At 58.6% G+C, this 19484-nt stretch carries 18 protein-coding genes; 7 read left to right on the top strand and 11 right to left on the bottom strand.

Going from position 1 to position 19484, the window contains the following annotated elements; translation table 11 throughout:
- The first annotated feature begins 247 nt into the window (after positions 1-247).
- A complete protein-coding gene (locus ACSQ36_RS34110; RefSeq protein WP_436185472.1) occupies positions 248-568 on the top strand; it encodes a hypothetical protein in 321 nt (106 codons plus the stop codon).
- Here ACSQ36_RS34110 and ACSQ36_RS34105 read toward each other — a convergent pair.
- On the bottom strand, positions 546-1508 hold the full coding sequence (locus ACSQ36_RS34105; protein ID WP_436185471.1) for a quinone oxidoreductase family protein: 963 nt from the start codon (positions 1506-1508) through the stop codon (positions 546-548). The two genes, ACSQ36_RS34110 and ACSQ36_RS34105, sit on opposite strands and share 23 nt — an antisense overlap.
- Before the next feature lie 109 nt (positions 1509-1617).
- Between ACSQ36_RS34105 and ACSQ36_RS34100 the strand changes: the two genes are divergently transcribed.
- A complete protein-coding gene (locus ACSQ36_RS34100) occupies positions 1618-2070 on the top strand; it encodes a MarR family winged helix-turn-helix transcriptional regulator (RefSeq protein WP_436185470.1) in 453 nt (150 codons plus the stop codon).
- A 56-nt stretch (positions 2071-2126) separates the two neighbouring features.
- Here ACSQ36_RS34100 and ACSQ36_RS34095 read toward each other — a convergent pair whose 3' ends face one another.
- Both ACSQ36_RS34095 and ACSQ36_RS34090 read right to left on the bottom strand, forming a co-directional pair.
- Positions 2127-3170, bottom strand: coding sequence for an asparaginase (locus ACSQ36_RS34095; RefSeq protein ID WP_436185469.1), 1044 nt, complete (start codon positions 3168-3170; stop codon positions 2127-2129).
- Positions 3170-4261 carry a branched-chain amino acid ABC transporter substrate-binding protein gene (locus tag ACSQ36_RS34090; RefSeq protein WP_436186444.1) on the bottom strand — a complete coding sequence of 364 codons (1092 nt, stop codon included), beginning with the start codon at positions 4259-4261 and terminating at the stop codon, positions 3170-3172. The genes ACSQ36_RS34095 and ACSQ36_RS34090 overlap by 1 nt, the downstream gene beginning before the upstream one ends.
- 263 nt (positions 4262-4524) lie before the next feature.
- Between ACSQ36_RS34090 and ACSQ36_RS34085 the strand changes: the two genes are divergently transcribed.
- Positions 4525-5610 (top strand): GlxA family transcriptional regulator, encoded by a 1086-nt coding sequence (locus ACSQ36_RS34085; protein ID WP_436185468.1) that lies wholly within the window; start codon positions 4525-4527, stop codon positions 5608-5610.
- Between the two features lie 59 nt (positions 5611-5669).
- On the opposite strand, the gene ACSQ36_RS34080 is transcribed toward ACSQ36_RS34085, so the two are convergent.
- Positions 5670-6599 (bottom strand): glycosyl transferase family 90, encoded by a 930-nt coding sequence (locus ACSQ36_RS34080; RefSeq protein ID WP_436185467.1) that lies wholly within the window; start codon positions 6597-6599, stop codon positions 5670-5672.
- Positions 6600-7092: 493 nt separating this feature from the next.
- Here ACSQ36_RS34080 and ACSQ36_RS34075 point away from each other — a divergent pair, with 493 nt between their 5' ends.
- From ACSQ36_RS34075 to ACSQ36_RS34065, 3 genes are all read left to right on the top strand, one after another.
- The gene (locus tag ACSQ36_RS34075) at positions 7093-7980 is read left to right on the top strand and encodes an isocitrate lyase/PEP mutase family protein (RefSeq protein WP_436185466.1); all 888 of its coding nucleotides are present in this window, start codon (positions 7093-7095) and stop codon (positions 7978-7980) included.
- A gap of 75 nt (positions 7981-8055) precedes the next feature.
- Positions 8056-9369 (top strand): MFS transporter, encoded by a 1314-nt coding sequence (locus ACSQ36_RS34070; RefSeq protein WP_436185465.1) that lies wholly within the window; start codon positions 8056-8058, stop codon positions 9367-9369.
- 311 nt (positions 9370-9680) lie between these two features.
- Positions 9681-9983 (top strand): hypothetical protein, encoded by a 303-nt coding sequence (locus ACSQ36_RS34065; protein WP_213765175.1) that lies wholly within the window; start codon positions 9681-9683, stop codon positions 9981-9983.
- A gap of 93 nt (positions 9984-10076) precedes the next feature.
- Here the strand turns inward: ACSQ36_RS34065 and ACSQ36_RS34060 are convergent, their stop codons facing one another.
- From ACSQ36_RS34060 to ACSQ36_RS34045, 4 genes are all read right to left on the bottom strand, one after another.
- A complete protein-coding gene (locus ACSQ36_RS34060; RefSeq protein WP_436185464.1) occupies positions 10077-10547 on the bottom strand; it encodes a MarR family winged helix-turn-helix transcriptional regulator in 471 nt (156 codons plus the stop codon).
- A gap of 41 nt (positions 10548-10588) precedes the next feature.
- Positions 10589-12127 (bottom strand): MFS transporter, encoded by a 1539-nt coding sequence (locus ACSQ36_RS34055; protein WP_436185463.1) that lies wholly within the window; start codon positions 12125-12127, stop codon positions 10589-10591.
- A 248-nt stretch (positions 12128-12375) separates the two neighbouring features.
- Positions 12376-12834 carry a GNAT family N-acetyltransferase gene (locus ACSQ36_RS34050; RefSeq protein WP_436185462.1) on the bottom strand — a complete coding sequence of 153 codons (459 nt, stop codon included), beginning with the start codon at positions 12832-12834 and terminating at the stop codon, positions 12376-12378.
- Between the two features lie 83 nt (positions 12835-12917).
- Positions 12918-13673, bottom strand: coding sequence for an AAA family ATPase (locus ACSQ36_RS34045; RefSeq protein ID WP_436185461.1), 756 nt, complete (start codon positions 13671-13673; stop codon positions 12918-12920).
- Positions 13674-13907: 234 nt separating this feature from the next.
- Between ACSQ36_RS34045 and fabV the strand changes: the two genes are divergently transcribed.
- Positions 13908-15104: an enoyl-ACP reductase FabV gene (gene fabV, locus ACSQ36_RS34040; RefSeq protein ID WP_436185460.1), complete on the top strand. Its 1197-nt coding sequence runs from the start codon at positions 13908-13910 to the stop codon at positions 15102-15104.
- 84 nt (positions 15105-15188) lie between these two features.
- On the opposite strand, the gene ACSQ36_RS34035 is transcribed toward fabV, so the two are convergent.
- Genes ACSQ36_RS34035 through ACSQ36_RS34025 form a run of 3 tightly spaced genes read right to left on the bottom strand, consistent with a single transcriptional unit; the run spans position 15189 to position 19421 of the window.
- Positions 15189-16667, bottom strand: coding sequence for an efflux transporter outer membrane subunit (locus tag ACSQ36_RS34035; protein WP_436185459.1), 1479 nt, complete (start codon positions 16665-16667; stop codon positions 15189-15191).
- A gap of 20 nt (positions 16668-16687) precedes the next feature.
- Positions 16688-18289, bottom strand: coding sequence for a DHA2 family efflux MFS transporter permease subunit (locus ACSQ36_RS34030; protein ID WP_436185458.1), 1602 nt, complete (start codon positions 18287-18289; stop codon positions 16688-16690).
- The gene (locus ACSQ36_RS34025) at positions 18282-19421 is read right to left on the bottom strand and encodes an HlyD family secretion protein (protein WP_436185457.1); all 1140 of its coding nucleotides are present in this window, start codon (positions 19419-19421) and stop codon (positions 18282-18284) included. Before ACSQ36_RS34025 ends, ACSQ36_RS34030 begins: the two co-directional genes overlap by 8 nt.
- Positions 19422-19484: the final 63 nt, after the last annotated feature.

Genomic DNA, 19484 nt, shown 5'->3' with positions numbered 1-19484 from the left:
CGGCGGCAAGCCGACAGAGCAGCAGTTAATGTGCCCGTACCGTGCGAGCGGGATCTTACTGACGCACCTTTCTATTGGAGCGCGAAGATCGCATGTGGATGATCGACGCGGGTCGAATGTCTGGAGGATTGGGGAAGTCGTGACCGGCGGGACGTGTTTTTTGGACGGACGTCAGGCGGATTGGTGCTGAAATAGTAGGAATCCTTTCTAATAATCCGACCTTCTTAAAATGTTATACCGGGCACGCATGATGACGACGATGGACGAGATCGCAGATGGCTCTGGCGCCATACGCGCCGAGACGCGACGCAACATGGGAGTGGCGAAATCGCCGCGAATGCGCAGCGCCGGCGAAGTCCATGCCAGCATGGCGATCATCGCCTTGTTATGGGGCGCCACGCACACCAGCGGCATGGTCATTACTCAGGTGTTGGCGCGGCGCATTAAGCAGGTCTTGCCTGGCCAGCGGCTCCCGGTGATCTGGATCGGGTGGCCGCATCTATCTCTTGGTTGGTGGTCTGCGCTTCACGCCGGCCTCACGTGCGTCACGGTTGAAACCCGGTCGTAAATACGGTGCGCGCCTGGTTTTCGTTGGCCCAGTGATCCTCGACCTGAGACAAGGGCACCGCGTTCGTCGCGATCTTGAAACCGGCGGGGACCGTGGCGTTCAACAAGTGCTGGATCGAACCAAGGAGGCGCGGCATTGGAATGCTGCCAATACCGCTGCCCATGAGTTCGATGGCCGATGATCGAAGCGCTGCGCCAGGCAGCGTGATGGTTGCCGCGCTCATGGCCCCGATCTGAACAAACCGGAGCGGCATCGCCTCCGGCAAAGCTTTGGCGCCGGCCGCCAGCAACAGCTCCGCGCTTTGTCCCCAAAGGTAGTCGAGCACGACGCCAATACCCTGCTGAAACTGCTGCCGGAACGCGCTTTCGAGTGCATCGTTGTCCTGCATGAGACTGATCGTCTCATCAGCGCCGAGCGCTTTCAGAGACTGAAGGGTTGCCGCGTTCCGCCCGGTCGCGATGACCTTGCCTGCGCCCAGATACTTGGCGACCTGCACGGCGAGCAGCCCCGATACGCCTGTTGCACCATTGATCAGTACGGTCTCTCCCTTCACCAGCTTTGCACGTTCAGCCAACGCCGCCCATGACGACATGCCCGGAATGGCGATTGCCGCCGCAGTCACATCATCAAGCGCCGCCGGCAAGGGAATACAACGCGCCTTTTCGACGATGCAATAGTCGGCCATGCCGCCGAAGGGGGCTTCGGGGAGCACGAAATAGACACGCGTGCCGTCTTCTAGAACACCGGTGCCGTCGACCCCAGGCACGAAAGGGAACGTCGCGGAGGCGCTATAGTGCTTGCCCGAGGCCCGGCTCTTGGTGACATGACTCAGCGCGGATGCTACAACCGCGACACGGGCCATGCCTTCGGTGACAGCCGGCTCGGTGAAGTCGGCATAAACCGGCGTCGCGCCGAGTTCTTTAACGAGTGCTGCTTTCATATCTGCTCTCCTTTTCCAAGTATCCGAGCGTACGCTTTATCTGGGATTGGATCATCCAATATATGTGTATTATACACATATAAAGGCATTGACAAGGAATCGAATCGCGATGGGGAAAGAGATACGCGAGTTGCGGGAAGCACTATTGGACCTGACAGGCGTGCTTAATCGGCCGCAACCGGACGCTGCCCTTATTGAAGCGGCAGGGGTCGATCTGGATCGTGCACTTTTCCCTCTGCTTGCAAGGATCGAGCGGCGGGGGCCGCTTGGTATTGTCGAGCTGGCGGAACTCGCGGGGCGCGATTACAGCACGGTCAGCAGGCAGATCACGAAGCTGGAAAGCCTCGGACTTGTTTCGCGGTGTGCAAGCCCGAATGACGGCCGGGTTCGCGCGGCTGTCATTACGGATCAGGGGCGGGTCATGACGGACGCGCTGGACGCGGCGCGTCAGAAGATCATCGAAGAATTGCTTGCCGGCTGGGAAGAAAAAGACGTCGGCGAGCTTGTCCGACTGCTTCGAAAGTTCGCGGATGATGCGCTTGGCTGGGTCAAGACCTTATGAATGACGCCACGCGTGGCTCAGTAGCCAGGGTCTTATGGAATCAGTAGGAAACCGAATCAATACGTCAAAAAGGCATTCTGAAGTTTTCGTGTGCAATGCTCTCCGGTGAGCGCCAGCATCATCAGGATGCGCGCCTTGTGCGGAACCTGATCGTCCGTTACCAGCCAGTCGTAGCGGTCATCGGGCTGCGCGGCATTACGGATGACCACGCCGCTTCCGGTGCGCGAACCCCGGACGACGTGAATGCCGCGCAATCTCGCGTCGACCAGCGACGCTACTACCGAGGTCGCCACATTGCCGTTGCCGGTCGCCGCATAGATGATCGCCTTAACACCTGAGTCGAGCATGGCGCGGACCATTGCGACGTTCATGCCGCCGTGTGCATAGAGGATACCGACCTCCGGCAACTCGTCGATCTCGTCGGTCGACCATTCGCTTTGCACCGTATGCCGACGCGCCGGCAATCGATAAAAGACCGGCTTGCCGTCGACGATATATCCCAAGGGACCATAGGGCGATCTGAACGCTTCCTGCTTGAACGTATTGGCCTTCACAACATCACGCGCCGTGTGAATCTCATCGTTTGCAACAACCAGCGTGCCTTTGCCGTGGGCTGACTGACACGCCGCCACGACTATGGCGTTATAGAGGTTAAGCGGTCCGTCCGAACTGAGCGCGGAGGGGGGACGCATCGCGCCCACCACGACTACCGGCTTCGTGCTTTTGAGCGTCAGATGCAGGAAATAAGCGGTTTCATCGATTGTATCGGTGCCGTGCGTGACGACAACGCCATCCACGTCATCCCGTTTCAGCAGCGCTGAAATCCGCTTGCCCAACTGCAGCAGTTGCCCGCTGCCGAAATTCTCCGAGCCGCACTGAAATAGCTGCTCGGTGCGGATGTCGGCAACTGATGCCGCGTCAGGAAGACCGCCAAGAATCTGGTCGATGGACAGCACGGAGCAGTCGTACGCCGACGTGTTGACTGGCGATGCACCGCGGCCTGCGATCGTGCCGCCGGTGCCAATCAGTACAATCCGCGCTTTCGGCGGGGCGGTCAGGGCGACTACGCCCGCACCTGGAACAGGGACGTCCACGAGCACTACATCTTCACGACGGTGAGCAGCGTTTGCTTGCCGCGTTTGTAGTCATACAGCGAGATCGCACCCTGCTTCAGATCGCCGTGCGCGTCGAACTGCGTGCGGCCCAGTACGCCGACGAAATCTGCGCTCGGCATCGCTGCAAGAATGTCCGGGGCTTTGGTCGAGTTGGCGCGCTTCATTGCGTCGACGATGATGTACACCGCGTCGTAGGCGAACGGGGCATTGAGCTGCACGTGCTGATGAAAGCGTGCTTCGTAGCGTTGCTCAAAAGCGGGCCCGTTTGGCATTTCCTGAAGCGGCATGCCGGCGATCGAACACACGACGTTGTCTGCTGCCCCGCCGGCCAGTTTCGCGAGCGAATCGGCGCACAGGCCGTCACCACCCAGCACGCGTGCTCCAATGGCGAGCTGTTGCGCCTGCTTCGCGAACGGACCGCCCGTGGCGTCCATTCCCCCGTACATGATGATGTCCGGATGCTCGCCTTTGATCTTGGTGAGAATCGAACGGAAGTCGACCGCCTTGTCGTTGGTTGCATCGTGTGAGAGCACGGTCAACCCGTCTGCCTTCGCCTGTTTCTCGAACTCATTGGCCAGCCCCTGGCCGTAGGCCGTCGCGTCGTCCACGATTGCCACCGACTTCGCCCCGAGCGTTTTCTTCGCATAGTCGGCCAGCGCCGGACCCTGCTGGGCGTCGGTTGCGACAACCCGGTAGGCGGTCTTGAAGCCCTGTTGCGTATAAACCGGATTGGTCGCTGAAGGGGAGACCTCGACGATCCCCGCATCGCTGTAGATCTTCGACGCGGGGATCGTGGTCCCCGAATTCATGTGGCCCACCACGGCAACGACGTGGTCGTCGACGAGCTTCTGCGCCACCTGCGTGCCCTGGCGCGGGTCCGACGCGTCATCTTGTGCATCCAGCTCAAGCGTTACCTTCTGGCCGCCGATCACGAGGCCCTTCGCGTTGATTTCCTCCACCGCCAGGCGGGCGCCGTTCTCGGTGTCTTTTCCCCACTCGGCATTTGCGCCGGTCAACGGCGCCGCATGTCCAATTTTGACAACTTCGTCTGCGAACGCGCTGGCCGAGCCGAGCATGATCAGACTTACTCCGATATTGGCGTATAGCGCGCCGTGAAATCTAGCCAACATGAGACTCTCCTCGTTATGCAGCTTGCTGGACGATGGTGCACCGACGCTTGCCAGTGATCGATCGGGGACAGGTGACAGGAGCGACTTTAGGGAGGAAAAAATGGCTGGCATTGCACCGACTCGCAAAAAAATAGAAGAAATGCGACATGGCGGGCAAGGGTATTTTTTGGCTTATATACTCGGGCTCACCAACGCCTTGCGGGAACGTCATGGCACGCGAAAAAACACTGCCCGATGTCCGGGAGCCGTCGCTTGGCCGGGATCTCGTCGATCGGCTTGATCGCGCCAGCGTCAAACGAGAGGCCAACGCGTCGCGTTCGGGTGCCGAGCTGAACATCGGATTTCTTCTCTGGCCCACCTTCCCACTGCTCTCGCTGGCGGGCTTCTGCGACGCGTTGCGCCACGCAGCCGATCTCGGCGACCAGAGCCGTCCGCTGCGTTGCGCATGGATGCTGCTCGGCATGGCCGATGAAACCGTGGAAGCGAGCTGCGGGGTAGCCGTGCCGGTGCATGCCGTACAGGGCTCGCCGCGCCAATTCGATTACCTCGTGGTGATTGGTGGCCTTCTGCCGAAACTGGAACAGGTCGACCGGCGCTACTGGGATTATTTGCGCCAGGCTGACGCCGAAGGCGTGCCGCTGATCGGTATGTGCACCGGCAGTTTCGTGCTGGCGAAAGCAGGCTTGATGCGCGACCGTGTTGCTTGCGTCCACGCGTTCCATCTGGAGGACTACAAGACGATGTTCCCGGACTTGCGGGTCATCGCCAATTCAGACTACCTGATCGACGGCAACCGTATTACGTGCGCCGGCGGCGTGTCCGTCATTGAATTGGCAACGCGTTTGATCAGCTTGCACTGCGGCTCGGACAGAGCCTCCAAGGTGATTCATCAAATGACAGTCAGCCGTCATGGCGGTACGTCGTTTGTGGAGCGCCGCAAGGCACTGGGCTATCTGGCAGTCGGTGATCTGCTGGTACGGCACGCTATTGTGCTGATGGAGGAAAACCTGGAGGCGCCGCTCAACGTCACAGTGATCGCGAAGATGACGGGTACAAGCGTCAGGCAACTCGAACGTAATTTCCTGACTGAAATGGGGGTGTCCCCCAAGGAGTTTTACCGGACGATGCGGCTTCGATACGCGCGCTGGCTACTGCTCAATACGGAAAAACGCATCACGGTAATTGCCTATGAATGCGGTTTTGCCGACTCCGCGCATTTCATCCGCGGCTTCAAGGAAGTCTACGGCGTGACGCCCGGCAGACTCAGGGTCTCACTGGAAGAACGTCTGTCCTGACGGACGGAGTATGCACGGCATGGACATGCGGGGAACATGTCTGCGATATGACAGATCCTTCACTGACCGGAAAGATCGAAATACTTTCTGAGTACCAGCAGTGAAATGAGCTTTTCCCGTCGTGTGTCAAGAAACTGCATGGCGTACCGATTGGCGTTTTTGATTATCGCCATGGCCTTGTCTGTATGCTTGGTGTAATAATTTATTTTGTCTTCCAGGTCGGAAAATTCATCGTCCAGAAGTACATAGTGGTGGTCGGGGATCAGGGAACCTTCCATAAACCAGCTTTCCACCCGTGGTCTGCGCATAAAGCAGACGGAATTTGAAAGCATGATCCATTTCAAGTTGGTTGCGACGTCATTACCTTCCAGACTGATCACGAACTTGTACTTCAACTGGTCAGAAATACTCATATAAGGTCGATGACCGTGTTGACCTTTTCTGGAGTCGTCAGTGTCGCCAATGTCGGCCATCGGTAAATCGTGATACTTGGCGACAAATGATTTTCTGTGCTCCTGGTAGCACGCACCTCGAAAAACGGCCATGTTGATTTTGCTTTCGAATGATCGCGTGTCTTCAATAAAATTGAAGTGCCTCATTTTGTCCAGCTTCAATATGACGGAATTTTCATTGGCTTCAGTGAGTGGCCTGGTTTTAAGAAGCGTCGGCTCATCTACTGCTTCTTTAATGTCCGTGAAAACATAGTTAAATTTTAAGGAGCGCGCGAAGTACCGAGATATCTCTTTGAAATCATAGTAGTAGGCGCTAGGATTGCCGCGCAAAGGCAGCGCGCTGCTGCGACTTGCCGTTTCATTCAGGACAAATTGCTGCTCAAGCTTATTATAATAATTGGCGCGTGAGCGGATATAAGTCCATTGCTGTTCGTCCAGATTCCTGAACATGCGGTCATATCTTTTTTCAAAAATCAATGATGGAAAAAGATCGAAAATAACATTTTTTGCGTAAAATTTAAATTTTCTGGCATGCATAAATCTGGCTCAGTCTTTTAATGGATGCTAAATCTTTACGAAAAAATAATTTGAAGCATTTGCGGGGCAAGGCGACCGTCATTCATCACAAAACCCATCACTTTTGGGTCACACCGAAATGCTCTGCAGCAGTTGCTTTGCAGTTGCCTTGCAGTCATTTCGTTGCAGCAGTTACGTGCAAAAGCGATTGCCAGACAGTACTACATTGAACGGACGGAACAGGTGTTGCATGGCGCGGAATACACGGGCAGCGCTAGTGTACCTGCTACCATTCTTGCGACAATATAGTCAACCGTTTTTGAGCGTTGAAGGTCGAGTTATAGCCGTGGCGACTACTGAAGATGTATACCGGCCCACTACGCACGTCGTGCTCCACAACCGCTAACGTTTGCGAATTTCGGTAAGTGATCAGCCATGCTAACTATTCCGAATAAGTTCCCCTTACATAGCCAATATCACTAACGTCACTAATTTCAACACGGAGAGTTCAACCATGTCGCTTCTATCCGCTGAACGTCGTAGCGCCTTCCGCTCGCTGGTCGAAAGCCGGCACGCGTTGCTCGTGCCCGGTGCGTTCAACGCGCTGAGCGCGCGCGTTGCTGCCGATATCGGTTTCGGTGCGTTGTATATCACCGGCGCCGGTGTGACCAACATGTTTCTTGGACTTCCGGATCTGGGGTTTGTCGGCCTGCACGAAATGGCTGACCATACCGCGCGTATCCGCGACGCGGTGGACCTGCCGCTGATCGTCGATGCCGATACCGGCTACGGCAACGCGCTCAACGTGCGTCATGCGGTTCGTACCCTGGAACGCGCGGGCGCCGACGCCATCCAGTTAGAAGACCAGGTGAGCCCCAAGAAGTGCGGGCACTTCGCCGGCAAGGCGGTTATATCGACGAGCGAGATGGTCGGCAAACTGCACGCTGCGGTTGATGCTCGCGAGGACCCCAATCTGCTGATCGTTGCCCGTACCGATGCCTGCGCGACCCATGGATTCGATGCTGCCATCGAACGCGGGCACCGTTTCGCCGAAGCGGGTGCAGACGTTCTTTTCATTGAGGCGGTTGAAACGATCGAGGAGATCCAACGCCTGCCCGCGATGTTCGAGACGCCTCAGCTTATCAACATCGTGATTGGCGGCAAGACGCCGACCTTGCCGCAATCCAGGCTTGCGGAACTTGGCTTCGGAATAGCGCTCTACGCGAACGCACCGCTACAGAGCGCCGTACGCGGCATGCAGCGGGCTTTGAACGTGCTCAAGGATCAAGGAAAGCTCGACGAAGATCCGGACCTCGTGGTGCCGTTCAGCGAGCGCCAGCGGCTGGTCGACAAACCGTTCTACGACCAGCTCGACAAAAAATACGCCGCGCATGATGACTAAGCCGGCCGCGCCGTAAAGACCTAAAGACAGCGGACACGCGAGCTTTACCGCATAACGAACAAAAGGAGACTGACTATGAGCGCCCCTCGAATGGAAGGAGCTTCGGCTCGGCCCGCGCTGTTGAGATCCATTGCAGGCGGCCTCGCCGGTAACCTGATCGAGTGGTACGACTTTCTCGCGTACAGCATCTTTTCCATCTACTTCGCCAAGGCGTTTTTTCCCAGCGACAACGCCACGGTCCAGTTGATGAACGCGGCGGCAATCGCGGCAGTAGGGTATGTGGCCCGTCCGCTCGGCAGTTGGTTGATCGGGTTGTATGCGGATCGCCGTGGCCGTAAGTCAGCGCTGACCTGGTCGGTATCGGTGATGTGCATTGGATCGCTGATCATTGCTGTTACGCCGGGCTACGCGACTATCGGGGCTTTCGCTCCGGCCATCCTGATCCTTGCGCGGCTGTTGCAAGGCTTGAGCATGGGTGGCGAATACGGCACGAGCGCCACCTATCTCAGTGAGATCGCGCCGGCGAACCGTCGGGGCTTTTACCTTGGATTCCTGCAGGTCAGCGTGGTGGCGGGTCAGTTGCTGGCGCTCGGTCTGCTGCTGGTCATGCAGCACTTGCTGTTCACCGCCGGGCAGATCGACCGGTGGGCGTGGAGAATCCCGTTTGTGATTGGCGGCGTACTTGCATTGTTTGCGCTCTACATGCGGCGCAACGTGGTGGAGAGCGAGGCGTTCCAACACAGCGGAACACGGCACGGTCCACCTATCAGTCGCGAAATGCTGCTTCACTGGCGGCAACTTTTATTGGCTGTCGGAATTACGGTGGGCGGGACGGTGGGTTTCTACACCTACACCGTGTATATGCAGAAGTTCCTTGTGAATACCGTCGGACTCGGCAGGGAAACGGCCACGCTCGTCTCAGCCGCGGCGCTGCTGCTGTATATGCCGTTGCAGCCGCTCTTTGGCCTCGCCTCCGACATTCTCGGACGCCGGCCCGTCCTGATCTTTTTCGGGCTGAGTTGTACGCTATTTTCCGTGCCCATTTTCAGCACGCTTGCAACCACGCACGATCCGCTGGTTGCGTTTATCTTGTCTTTTTGCGGGCTCTTCATGCTGAGCGGCTTTACGTCGGTCCACATGCTGGCTAAAACCGAACTGTTTCCCGTGCGCATTCGAGCGTTGGCTGTGGGCCTGCCCTACGCCTTGACCACGGCCATCCTTGGCGGCACCACGGAATTCGTCGCGCTGAAGTTCAAGTCGATCGGGCACGAGCACTATTTTTACTGGTACGTCACGGCATGGTCTGCCATCTCCTTGCTCGTCTATCTGAAGATGCCTGAAACACATACGCGCAGCGCCAGGCTTGAACTTCAACAGACGACTGAGTAATGAGGCTGGGTGGGAAATGCACGATGCTGTTGAACCGCACTATCGAGCCCCTTTTCCGGGTCCGCGATTCTCAGGTGCGCTGCCCCGGCGCTCGCTTGTACATTCGCTTGAACCATGTCAATCTATTTCCCATTCGCCGTGCGGTGCCTGCATTGAAAGAATCGATCAATAGCGATTCCCTGTCGAAGCCCGCAACTCGGTGAGCCGTGTCACGCGAGCCGTTTGTCCCCAGGGTCAATACAAGAAGAAAAAGCGCTATCGGACGCGGTCGCCGTTTCATTAAGGTACTTCATTAATAGACGGAGTCAGCCATGTCTATTGTTGCTATTGATGGTGTTCGTTGGACCAATGATCGCGTTACCCACGTACGTTGGGGCAACATCGATGAATTGACGGCCAACTGGACCTCGGCGCCCAAAGTCGTGGATGTGGACCGCGTGGTGAAGGTCCTCGAAAAAGGCGAGCTGGTGCGCACGGTGTTCAAGCTCGGGGGGCGAAGCTATCTGGGTCCGCAGGTTAGCTCCATCCCTTACGCTAACGGGCACATTGGCATTGAAACCTCTTTTGAAGAGGGCCGGATTGAAAAAACGTTGGAAGATCTGCCAACCGTTTAATCGATTCAACGGACTTCGTTTTTTTCTCTCCGCGATAATGGCGCCCGCTTGGGCGAAGGGCATTTGCGCTTCGCTTAAGCGGACTCGTTGCAATCATTCGTCGAGGAATGATTGCTCCAGTTCGTCGGAATAAACCTCCGCAAGCAGCGCGCGCAGCTTCGACGCCTTGGCTGAGCCATAGGCGTTTTCGAAGCGCATTTGCGCTTCATTCCAAAGCGCTTTGGACTCGGCCAGTTTCTTTTTTCCTGCGGGGGTCAAGGCAACGCAACGACCGCGTTTATCGGTTTCATCGGCAAGTGATTCGATAAAACCGTCGCGCTCGAGCGGCTTGAGATTGTGTGAAAGCGCGGAGCGGTCAAGCACCATGTCTCTGGCTAGATCGCTCATGTTCGGCGCGCCTGCGCGATCGATATGCGCCAGTGTGGAATGTTGCGACAGCTTGAGGCCGCAAGGCGCAAGCACGCTGTCGTAGAGTTGCGAGAGCCTGCGCGTGGCCTTGCGCAACGCGGCGCCGTTGCATAACGAAACGGCGGCAGACGAGTGCTGTTTATTCGAAGTGTTCATGGCTCGCGTGAAAATAACGGTTCAAAGATCGTCAGGCTATCTTAGTCTATTGACACATCCAGGCGCATAGCCGACTGCCGATCCTGATGAGGCGCAGTTTCATCGGCGCGAATCAACAGCCAGCACAACGCGCTCGCCACGAATGCAACAGCGGACGCCGCGAACAGCACACCCTCGTATCCGTAGCCAAGGCTGGCTCTTGCGATCGATCCAAGGCCCTGATGCGATGAAATCAGCGACGCAGCGGAAGCCAGGTTCCCATTCGCGATAGAGCGCGTAATCTCCAGCTTGTCGTGACCGCCAAGTGCCGGCAACTCTCTCTCAATGCTCGCCTGGATTCGATAAAACAATAATGCGCCGAGCGCCGCGAACCCCACCACAATGCCGCTGAACCGCATGGTCCCCGATACACCAGACGCCATGCCCGCCCGTTCCACGGGGATTACCGTCATGCTGACCTTGGCGATCTGACCGTTGAGAATCCCGGCGCCCGTGGAGGCGACCAGCATGGGGAGGAAGATCGCGCTAAAGCTGAACGCCTGGATCTGCAGCGCGGTTCCGAACAAGCCGGCCGCGACCAGCAACAAGCCGCAAACAAGCAGCATGCGTCCCGACATCCGATGATCGAGATACACGGACACAATGCGCGGCACACCGAACAAGGGCACAGCGAGCGGCAGCATCAGCAGGCCGGCGTTGAGCGGCGAATAGCCGAGCGCGCTCTGGAAAAAGAAGGGCAGATAGGTCAGCATGGTCAGGAACGCGACCGCATACGACACACCGGCGAGATTCGCGCCGAGATAGGTCCGCTTGATGAAATAGCCAAGCTCGACCATGGGCCGCGCCTGCTTAAGTTCGACGATCACGAACGCTATAAGGAACATGACTGAGCCCACCAGCCGCGCCCTGACGGAAGTACTAAGCCATCCCTCGCGATTGCCTGAAATCAGCGCCCAGGTCAGCAGTCCTAGAAACGCGCTGAACGTCACCACGCCCCAAACGTCGATGGCGATTGCGTGCGGGTCTTTGGATTCATCGACTACGAAATACGTCAGGGCAATCATGATTGCGCCAACGGGCAGGTTGACATAGAAAGCCCACTGCCAGCCCAGTGACTGCGTGATCAATCCGCCTGCCACGGGCCCGAGCATGATGGCCACGCCGATCACCGAGCCCCAGAATGCGAACGCCTTGGCGCGCTCCTTCCCTTGGAATCCATGCGCGAGGACCGCGAGCGCCGCGCTGAGCTGCAATGCGGCACCGACGCCTTGCAACGCGCGTGCGCTGTTCAACACCACCGTTGATGTAGCGGCGCCGCAGATGAAAGACGCGGTGGTAAAGACGAACAAGCCGATGATTAACAGGCGCTTTCTGCCGAAGCGGTCGGCGAGCGCGCCAGCGGGCATCACCAACGTGGCAAACGCCAGCGTGTAAGCCGAGATCACCCATTCAATGGCGGCGAAATCCGCATGGAGCGAACGGGCAATCGACGAGAGCGACACGGCGACAATATTGGCGTCCAGGTTGATCATGAATGACGGTACCGACACGCACAGCAACAAGAGAAATCTTTTCTGCATATCTTTGCCTTGATGGGATAACGGCGGCCGGGCTGGGCGAATCGACCCGTTGCAAGTACATTGAATGTAGTTGCATATGCCAATATATTATCGCGTGCAGCAATTTAGGCAAGCAAATTCTGTTGCGTGCCTATACGTGATACGACCCCGTCTTAGCGGAAATGAAGACGCACGGATGCCCGTGCGTTTGTGTTCAGGAGGAGTGCGGAAGCGTGTGGGTGTTTCAGGCAGCGGGGCCGCCGGAGGCTCTACAAGGTGAGCTTGTAACCCTCGTGGCTTGCCTTGAAGCCGAGCTTTTCATAGAAGCGGTGGGCGTCGGTACGGCTCTTGTCGGTCGTGAGCTGGACCAGGCTGCAACCTCGCGACCTGCATTCGGAGATCGCCCATTCGAACATCTTCTGGCCCAGCCCGGAATCACGGCGATGCGCGGCGATTCGAACCGCTTCGATTTGTCCTCTCCACGACCCCATGCGTGCAATGCCGGGGATAAATGAAATTTGCAACGTGCCTATTATTTTGTCGCCGTCGGCAACTACTACCAGTCGCTGGTTCACATCGGCTTCTATAGCCTGGAATGCGTCGACATATCTTTGGTCGAGCGGCGTGCCGATGATTTCTCTCTGGCTACCCAGTTCATCGTCAGCTAACAAGGCGACGATTGCAGGGATATCGACCAAGAGAGCGGTCCGGAAAATGATGTGTTCCACGTTAGAACCTCATAAGCTCAGGAGTTGAAGGATACGAACCCGGAGCGCCGCGATCGATGAACCGCAACGTTCGACGGACCATGTCATTCCTCGTCACCCAGAAGCGTGCGCAGCATGCGTTCGGGGTTGGCCAGGAACGACCGCATGACCTGGAAGTGTTCTGTCTCTTCGTAGCTGACGCGCGTTACGCCTTCCGTAGTGAACTCATAGATCCACGCGTCCGGATACGCCATCAGAATAGGTGAGTGAGTTGCAATGATGAACTGCGACTCGTCGCGGGCCAGGTCGTGAAGCCTTGCAAGTGCAGTGAGTTGCCGCTGTGGAGACAACGCGGCTTCAGGCTCGTCGAGGAGGTAAAGACCCTTGCCGCCGAAGCGGTTCATCAGCAGCGCCAAAAAAGACTCGCCGTGCGAGCGCTCGTGCAGGGAATTCCCGCCGTAGGAGCTGATGACCGGAGGACCGAAAGACGGTTCAGCATCGAGGTTTTCGATCTCGGTGGCCACGTTGAAGAAGCTTTCCGCTCGCAGAAAGAACCCGTCCTTCGGCCGTCTCACTCCTTTGGCAATGCGCAGGTATTCGTCAAGCACCGAGTGCGATGCCCGGGTACCAAAGTTAAAGTTCTTCGTGCCGCCTTCCGGGTTGAATCCCATCGATACGGCGATGGCTTCGAGGAGCGTTGATTTGCCGGAGCCGTTTTCGCCGACGAAGAAAGTCATCTTTGGATGCAGCTCAAGCGTTTCCAGCGACCGGACCGCCGGCAGCGAGAACGGATAGCGATCGAACGACTCGACCTTGTCGCGCTGCAAGCTGATCCGGCTGATGTACTGGGTAGAGATCATGATGTAAGCGTTACGCTTTCACGAAGGCCGCAAGTGACGCGATATTTTGGAATGCATTGCATGGATACCGTAGAAAGCCGCACCTGTCGCCGCTTTGACGAAGCGCTATCTTAACCCGATGGGTCACCATGTAATGAAGCGCGCGGGTACCGACATGACGCCCGTCATTTACAATACTCGAAATTTTTCGTGCCGCCCGACCGCAATCCCGGCGTCCCCACAAGCGAGGTCTTCATGATCGTCAAACCACGCGTGCGCGGTTTCATCTGCGTGACTACTCATCCCGTCGGCTGCGAAGCGAACGTCGAAAAACAGATCGACTATGTGGCGGCACAAGGTCCTATTTCGGGGGGACCCCGGAAAGTCCTCCTGATCGGTGCGTCGACGGGATACGGTCTTGCCGCCCGGATCACGGCGGCGTTTGGTTGCGGCGCCGATACCCTCGGTGTCTTCTTCGAACGTCCCGGTGAAGACAGTAAGCCGGGTACACCCGGCTGGTACAACACCGCAGCTTTCACCCGATTCGCGGCGGCGAAGGGGCTGTACGCAAAGAGCATCAATGGCGACGCTTTTTCCGATGAGATCAAGCAGAAGACAATCGATGTCATCAAGCGAGATCTCGGGCACATCGACCTGGTCGTGTATAGCCTCGCGTCACCGCGGCGGACGCACCCCAAGACCGGGGATGTCTTCAGCTCGACACTGAAACCTGTCGGTAAGGCCATTACGCTGCGAGGCCTCGATACCGACAAGGAAGTTGTCAAGGAAAGCAGCCTGGAACCGGCGACGCAAAGCGAGATCGACAACACCGTGGCCGTGATGGGCGGTGAAGACTGGCAGATGTGGATTGATGCACTGCTTGCAGCGGGCGTTCTGGCAAAGGGAGCGAAGACCACTGCGTTCACATACCTGGGCGAGAAGATAACTCATGACATCTATTGGAACGGTTCCATAGGCGCTGCCAAGAAAGACCTGGATCAAAAGGTCCTGGCTATCCGCGACAGCCTCTCGAATCAGGGTGGCGATGCTCGTGTCTCGGTATTGAAAGCGGTTGTCACGCAGGCAAGCTCAGCCATCCCCATGATGCCGTTGTACTTGTCGTTGCTGTTCAAGGTCATGAAAGAAGAGGGGACGCACGAGGGTTGCATCGAACAGGTCTATAGCCTCTACAAAGACAGCTTGTATGGCGACTCGCCGTGCATGGATCGAGAGGGCCGGTTGCGCGCAGACTACAAGGAACTCAGCCCGGCGGTCCAGGCTCGCGTACAGGAACTCTGGGATCAGGTCACCAGCGACAACCTTTACGAAATCACCGATTTCGCCGGCTATAAGCGCGAATTTCTGCGGCTGTTCGGATTCGAGATCGAGGGGGTCAACTATGAAGCCGATGTCAATCTCAAGGTGGACATTCCCGGCATCGTCCAGGATTAGGTCCGCGCAGCGCCGGCCCGATTCTATCGAGGCCGGCGCGCCAAAGCCGCGTAAGGGAGAGGCGGTGTTCTCAACGCGCTCGCGTCACCCCTGTACGCGCCAGCCGAGTCCCAGGCTCTTCTGCAAAGAGACAAAATCCTTCAGCAATTCAGCTTGTCCAGAGACTACATTCTGCTGCGCGCTGAACTGCGTGCGTTGGGTATCGAGCAGGTCGATCAGGCTCGATGCGCCCGCCCTATAACGTTGACGCATCAACGTAGCCGAGCGGTCCGCCGACGCCTGCACTTGCTGTAGCGTTGCCAGATGTTCGCGCTGATGCCCATAACGCGATAATGAAGTATTCGCGTCCTGCAACGCGGCTAGCACCGCATGCGTGTATTTCGCATCGGCCTCGTCGCGCGACGCCTCGGCGCTGTGAACGCTCGAGAGTGTGCGGCCGAAGTCCAGTATGTTCCACTGCAGATAAGGCGCGCCAATCCAGCTGAAGTTGTTCTTGCGCACAAGGTGGCCGGGATCGGCGGCGGTATAGCCGATGTCGCCGAACAACGTTACCTTCGGGAAGAACTCAGCCTTGTGCTCGCCGATCTGAGCGTTACTGGAAGCGAGCCGCCGTTCCGCGGCGCGAATATCGGGCCGTTGCTGCAGCATTGAAGCAGGGTCGCCGATAGCCACGGACGCCGGCAAGGCCGGCAACGGGCGTAGCGCGGACAACTCCTGATCGAGCGCCCCTGGAGCCTGGCCCGTCAAGACGGCAAGCTGATCGAGCGACTCGGCGACTTGCGCGTCCAACGGCGTCAGTGTTGCCCGGGTGTTCTCGACCTGCGTGGTCAGGCGTTCCACATCGACGTCGGCCGCCGTGCCATGCTCGCGGCGCTGCTGCGTCAGCGTGAGCATCTGCTGCTCGAGTTCAGCCGAGCGTTGTGCAAGCGTCAGGCGCTGCTGCTCATCGCGCAGATCCACATAGGCCTGCGCGACTTCAGCGGCGAGCGACACTTGCGTGTCGGCGAGGTCGGCGTCCACCGCGTCCGCTTCCGCCGTAGCCGCTTCCACCGCGCGGCGCGTGCCGCCGAACAGATCAATTTCCCACGTCGCATCGAAGCCCGCTGTATAGAGCTGTAGCGGTCCTCCTCCTGACGAGGATGAGCTGCCCGAATTGCCCTGTGACGATGACAGCGAACTCAGGTTGGGCTCGCGCATACGCAACGCGGCCGCGTCGAAAGACGCGTTGGGCATACCGTTCGCCTTTTGGTGCTGCAACTGAGCACGGGCTTCGCGCAGGCGCGCTTGCGCCGCGTGAACGTCGGGGTTATGGGCGAGCGCGGCGTCGATCAGTGCGTTCAATTGCGGGTCGTTGAGCGACAGCCACCATTGACTGGGTGCGCGTGTCGAAACAATGCCGACCGTGGGCGTACGCACGAAGTTGGAGGCATGCGCCGCGTCGGGCGCGACCTGGGGCGCACCGGCGTAGTCGGGGCCGACGGTGCAGGCCGAGAGGACGCAGACGGACGCCAGCAGCGTAAGCGGCAACGTAAGAAACAAAGGAGCGGTAGGGCGAGGGAACATCGTGGATAGTGTCTTTGCCGTCAATGGCCGGCGGACGTCGAAACGGGGCCGCGTGGAGTCTTCAGGAGGAGCGCGAGCGGCACGCAGGCAAGCAGCGCGAGACCGAGCAGATAGAACGTTTCGGAGTACGTGATGACGGTAGCCTGCATATGGATCTGCGCAGCGATCTGGCCGAGCGCGCGCATTTTGGAATAGGCCATGTCGCCGGTTTGCGCGAACCAGCTCGCAGCGCTCGACGCTATGCGCTCCTGGCCGACCAGCGAGTTGGCCGTGAGCGATTCGCGGATCATTGCGGTATGGAAGGTGGTGCGCCGGTCGATCACGGTCCCGATGATTGCGAGCCCAACCGAGCCGCCAAGATTGCGGGCCATGTTGTAGAGACCGGCTGCATCGCCTGAATCCTCGCGCGAGACGGCCGCCATCGACGCCTGATTCAACGGCATCAGCGCCAGGATTTGCGCAAAGCCGCGGATCAACTGGGACCAGAAGAAGTCGTGACCGACGCTCTGGGCGGTCAGGTCGATATCGAGCATGCAGCTCAACGCAAACAACAACAGTCCGGCGATCACCAGCATGCGAAAGTCGAGCTTGCCGAGAATGCGCGGCAGGACGGGCATGATCAGGAAGGCGGGCACGCCCGATATCAGCATGATGGCGCCCGATTGCTGCGCGTTGTATCCGGACACTATGCCAAGGAACTGCGGCAGCAGATACGACACGCCATACAACCCCGCGCCGACCGCAAACACAATGACGATCACGCTTGCATAACGCGGGTTGCGCATCAGGTTCAGACGCATGATCGGCCGCTGCGCGGTGAGTTGCGAAATGGCGATCAGCACTATGCCGGCCAGCGACACGCAGGTCAGAGAAACAATCAAGCTGGATTCGAACCAGCGTTCGCGTTGACCTTCTTCGAGCACGACGGTCAACGAGCTCAGGCCGATCGTGAGGCCGATAATGCCGACCCAGTCCGCCTTGAAAAAAGTGCTCCAGTGCGGCCGATCCGACGGCAGTCCGACAATCAGCAACGTGATCAGCGCAATACATACAGGCAGGTTGATAAAGAAGCACCAGCTCCAGCTGATGTTCTCCGCCAGCCATCCACCGAGCACCGGTCCCAGTAGCGGACCGAGCAACACGATCAGGCCGAACATCGTCATGCCGACGGGCATCTGTGAGCGCGGTAATCGGGTGCGAATGATGGTCTGCGCCGTCGGGATCATCGCGCCGCCCGCGAAGCCCTGGCCAATGCGGCCGGCGATCATCATGGGCAAGCTGTGCGACCATCCGCACATCATGGAGAACGCGATGAAGAGCGTGGCATTGACGAGCAGGAAGTTACGCAAGCCGAACACACGCGTGAGCCATGCGGCAAGCGGGATCATCACGATCTCGGACATCAGGTAGCCGGTCGAGATCCACGTACCTTCGGTGCCGGTTGCGCCAATCTCGCCCTGGATCTGCGGCAAGGCCGAGTTGGTGATAGAGATATCCAGCGTGGCCATCAGCGCGCCCAGCGAGCCGGCTGCAACCGCGAGCCAGTCCGCCGCGCTCGCGCGCTCCGCTTCCGGCGCGGGCGCCGCGGGCGAGGAAGCGGCTGCCGTGGTCACATCAGCCATGATCGTTCTCGGCTTTGATGCGCTTGTCGCCCTCTTGGGAGGAGCGCGTATCGACATCGGCGGTAACCGACAGGCCAGGTAGCAGCACGCTGCGTGTCTCCGGCCCAGTTTCAATGCGAATGCGCACGGGAATTCGCTGGACGATCTTGGTGAAATTGCCCGTGGCGTTTTCAGGCGGCAGCAGCGCGAACTGCGCACCCGTGCCGGGCGCAAAGCTGTCCACCACGCCGTGCAGATCGGTGCCCGGCAGCGCATCCACGTGCAGGATCACGGGCTGCCCGACGCGCATGTGGCCGACCTGCGTTTCCTTGAAGTTGGCCGTCAGATAGGTGCTTTGCACCGGAACCACCGACAGCATCCGCGTGCCCGGCTGTACGTACTGACCAACCCGAACCGAGCGGTCGCCAACCTTGCCGGCCAGTACGCTGCGCACGACAGTGTCCTGCAGGTCGAGGTGCGCTTGCCGCGCGCTTGCCTCTGCTGAGTCAAGCTGGGCGCGCGCCTGGGCGATCTGCGCGGTGGTGGCGGCGATCTGTGTCTCGGCGGCATCGACCGCGGCCTTATTGGCTGCCAGCGTTGCCATTGCCTGATCGCGTGTGCTGGTCAACTCGGACAGCCGTTCGCTGGTTTCAGCGCCGGTGGCAGCGAGCGGTGCGTAGCGCTGGACTTCGTCGCGTGCATGCTGGGCGCTTACTCGTGCGACTTGCTGCTGCGCTTTGGCCTGTTCGATGTTGGCATGCTGCTGGAGGATGTCAGCTTGCGCGCGCTGGATATCTGCGGCGCGTGCAGCGATGGTCGCCTGTGCCTGGTCGAGCGCGACCTGGTACTGGCGGGTATCGAGCCGGACCAGCGGGTCGCCGGCTTTGATAGTGGCGTTGTCGCCTACGTAGACATCGGTCACGTAGCCGCTGACCTTGGGCGCTACAGTGACGCTGTCGGCTTGCAAATAGGCGTCGTCAGTGCTTTCAATAAAGCGTCCGACCGTCCACCAGCGCGCAAGCCAGATTCCCGCGAGGACAAGCACGACTATCCCAAGCACCACCAGGATCAGGCGTTTTCCAGATCGCCGCGTGGGCGCAGCGGTGGAATCTTGCGGCACTTCGTGCGGAGGCGAGCCTGCGGTTGTTGACATCTTTAATCCAAATTATTCCAATCGGAACAATTATTCCAGTTGGTAGAATTGTGTCAAGTGATA

The sequence above is a fragment of the Caballeronia sp. LjRoot34 genome (genome assembly GCF_964253815.1).
GTDB lineage: Bacteria > Pseudomonadota > Gammaproteobacteria > Burkholderiales > Burkholderiaceae > Caballeronia.
Note: the sequence above shows the minus strand (reverse complement) of the source record. Positions and strands in the feature narration are given on the sequence as shown.

Excerpts from the sequence above, each read along its gene's own strand:
- ACSQ36_RS34090 (WP_436186444.1), bottom strand. The coding sequence starts at position 4,261 with ATGCTCGGCTCGGCCAGCGCGTTCGCAGACGAAGTTGTCAAAATTGGA.
- ACSQ36_RS34030 (WP_436185458.1), bottom strand. The coding sequence starts at position 18,289 with ATGGCTGATGTGACCACGGCAGCCGCTTCCTCGCCCGCGGCGCCCGCG.
- ACSQ36_RS34065 (WP_213765175.1), top strand. The coding sequence starts at position 9,681 with ATGTCTATTGTTGCTATTGATGGTGTTCGTTGGACCAATGATCGCGTT.
- ACSQ36_RS34080 (WP_436185467.1), bottom strand. The coding sequence starts at position 6,599 with ATGCATGCCAGAAAATTTAAATTTTACGCAAAAAATGTTATTTTCGAT.
- ACSQ36_RS34085 (WP_436185468.1), top strand. The coding sequence starts at position 4,525 with ATGGCACGCGAAAAAACACTGCCCGATGTCCGGGAGCCGTCGCTTGGC.
- ACSQ36_RS34075 (WP_436185466.1), top strand. The coding sequence starts at position 7,093 with ATGTCGCTTCTATCCGCTGAACGTCGTAGCGCCTTCCGCTCGCTGGTC.
- ACSQ36_RS34045 (WP_436185461.1), bottom strand. The coding sequence starts at position 13,673 with ATGATCTCTACCCAGTACATCAGCCGGATCAGCTTGCAGCGCGACAAG.
- ACSQ36_RS34055 (WP_436185463.1), bottom strand. The coding sequence starts at position 12,127 with ATGCAGAAAAGATTTCTCTTGTTGCTGTGCGTGTCGGTACCGTCATTC.
- ACSQ36_RS34025 (WP_436185457.1), bottom strand. The coding sequence starts at position 19,421 with ATGTCAACAACCGCAGGCTCGCCTCCGCACGAAGTGCCGCAAGATTCC.
- ACSQ36_RS34110 (WP_436185472.1), top strand. The coding sequence starts at position 248 with ATGATGACGACGATGGACGAGATCGCAGATGGCTCTGGCGCCATACGC.
- ACSQ36_RS34035 (WP_436185459.1), bottom strand. The coding sequence starts at position 16,667 with ATGTTCCCTCGCCCTACCGCTCCTTTGTTTCTTACGTTGCCGCTTACG.
- fabV (WP_436185460.1), top strand. The coding sequence starts at position 13,908 with ATGATCGTCAAACCACGCGTGCGCGGTTTCATCTGCGTGACTACTCAT.
- ACSQ36_RS34100 (WP_436185470.1), top strand. The coding sequence starts at position 1,618 with ATGGGGAAAGAGATACGCGAGTTGCGGGAAGCACTATTGGACCTGACA.
- ACSQ36_RS34060 (WP_436185464.1), bottom strand. The coding sequence starts at position 10,547 with ATGAACACTTCGAATAAACAGCACTCGTCTGCCGCCGTTTCGTTATGC.
- ACSQ36_RS34070 (WP_436185465.1), top strand. The coding sequence starts at position 8,056 with ATGAGCGCCCCTCGAATGGAAGGAGCTTCGGCTCGGCCCGCGCTGTTG.
- ACSQ36_RS34105 (WP_436185471.1), bottom strand. The coding sequence starts at position 1,508 with ATGAAAGCAGCACTCGTTAAAGAACTCGGCGCGACGCCGGTTTATGCC.